At 62.8% G+C, this 2,154-nt stretch carries 2 protein-coding genes; one reads left to right on the plus strand and one right to left on the minus strand.

The features are described from left to right. Positions 1-733, minus strand: a 733-nt coding sequence (locus ACZM96_RS10780; RefSeq protein ID WP_489489056.1) for an NAD(P)-dependent oxidoreductase, incomplete at its 3' end; no start/stop codon positions are given. Between the two features lie 208 nt (positions 734-941). Between ACZM96_RS10780 and ACZM96_RS10785 the strand changes: the two genes are divergently transcribed. Continuing rightward, positions 942-2,129 (plus strand): ATP-binding protein, encoded by a 1,188-nt coding sequence (locus ACZM96_RS10785; protein WP_489489057.1) that lies wholly within the window; start codon positions 942-944, stop codon positions 2,127-2,129. The last annotated feature ends 25 nt before the right edge of the window (positions 2,130-2,154 follow it).

Consider the following 2,154-nt stretch of genomic DNA (forward strand, 5'->3'; position numbering starts at 1 on the left):
CCGCGCGGCGCACCACCGGTCCGCGCGCCGTGTTGATGATGATCGAGCCCGGCTTCATCAGATTCAGGGTCCCGCGGCACACGAGTCCGCGCGTCTCCTCCGTGAGCGGGCAGTGCAGGGAAAGCACGTCCGAGCGGCGGAACAGTTCCTCGCGCGACACGAATTCAAACGGCTCATAGCCCGGCGCAGGCACAGGCCGATGCGCGCAGGCCAGCACCTTCATGCCGAAGGCGTGCCCTATTTCCGCCACGCGCCTGCCCAGATTGCCGAAGCCGAAAATGCCCAGCGTCCTGCCCGTGAGCTCCACCTGCGGCGTGAGCGCGTAGCAGAAATCCTCGCAGCGGGCCCAGTCGCCGCGGCGCACGCTCGCGTCGTGCAGCGCCGTGTGCCGGCACAGTTCCAGAAGCAGCGCAAACACGTGCTGCGCCACGGCGTCCGTGCCGTAGGCGGGCGTGTTGCACACCGGTATGCCCCGCTCCCCGGCCGCCCGAAGATCCACAATGTTCGTGCCCGCGGCGGTCACGGCGATGCAGCAAAGCCTCGGCAGCGCGTCCATGAGCGCGGCGTCCACCACAGCCTTGTTCACCACCAGAATTTCCGCTTCGGCGGCGCGTTCCGCCACAAGGCTCTCCGGCGTGCGGTCGTACACGGTCCAGTTGTCCGCGCCGTTCATGGGCCACGGCTCTTCCATGCCCGCGCGCAGCGTATATCCGTCAAGCACCACAATATTCATGTTTCCTCCCATGCGGACTGAGCCGCCGTTTCCTCTTCTGCTTGTGCCACAGCAGCAGGCACAGTGCAAGTGTTCCGCAAAAAAACGTTTTTCCCCCGGGCCGCGACTTCAAAAAAGACGCCCCGCCCCCTGATTCCGCCGCCGAACGCTCTTGCATCACGCCACGCCCTGCCCTATACTTGCCGAAAATTTTCAAAGGTGATCTCCCATGAATTCCCAGCCTCTTTCCAGCATTCAGCTGCGCAGTCTCGTTGTTTTCCGCAACATTCTTTCCGATCCCGTCGTTTCCCGGCTCCAGACGCTGCTCGACGCCGACGTTTCCGACACCGCCGCCTGCGTCAACGCCTACTGCGACTTCGCCGCCGCCCTCTTCGCCCACGGCGACGATCTGAGCACCTATCTGCTGAACCTCATCATGGAAGACGAGAACATCTACATGCTGCAAAGCTGCGGCAGCACGCCCGTGTCCCCCTTCCTTTCCGAATGCCTCGCCCACGAACTCGAATTTCTGCAGACCCTCGGCGCGTTCGACGGCTCCGCCATCCGCGAGTCCCTCGACTTCGCCGGCTTCCTGCCCCGCTGGAAGAACAGCAATCCCGACTTCGCCTCGGCCTATCATGAACGCATCGCCACCATTCACGCCAGAGGCTACGGCATCTTCGCCCAGTACCGCATGTTCACCGTGAAGGACGGACAGCTCGTGCCCGTGCGTCATCCCGATCCGCAGACTCTGGACCAGCTTCCCGGCTACGAATTTGAACGTTCCAAGGTCATCGCCAACACCGAGGCCCTCCTTGCCGGACAGCCCGCCAACAACGTTCTGCTCTACGGCGACGCGGGCACGGGCAAGAGCAGCACGGTGAAGGCCATCGTGAACGCCTACTGGGACAAGGGCCTGCGCCTCGTGGAAGTGAAAAAGAATCAGCTCTATCAGATCCCGGACATCACCGAGGCGCTGTCGCGCAATCCGCTCAAGTTCATCCTGTTCATCGACGATCTGAGCTTCAGCAGCGACGACAACGACTTTGCCGCCCTTAAAGCAATACTTGAAGGAAGCGTGAACGGCCACAGCGAGAACTTCGTGGTGTACGCCACGAGCAACCGCCGTCACCTCATCAAGGAAAGCTGGGAAGACCGCTCCGGCAGCGACCTGCACGAAAGCGACACCAGACAGGAACTCATGTCGCTTTCCGCGCGCTTCGGCCTCACCATCACCTTCTTCCGGCCCGACAAGGAACGCTATCTCGACATCGTTCACAAGCTGGCCGCCCAGTACGGCATCGACATGCCGCAGGAACAGCTCGACATCCGCGCCGAAGCCCACGCCACCCGCAACGGCGGCCGCAGCCCGCGCGTGGCCAAGCAGTTCATCGAGCTCACCAAGTCCGGCATCTGACGCAAAATTCTCGGAAAACACCGTG

The organism is Mailhella sp. (assembly GCF_057866825.1).

Bases quoted from the DNA above. Each gene is read 5' to 3' on its own strand.
- ACZM96_RS10785 (WP_489489057.1), top strand. From the start codon at position 942: ATGAATTCCCAGCCTCTTTCCAGCATTCAGCTGCGCAGTCTCGTTGTT.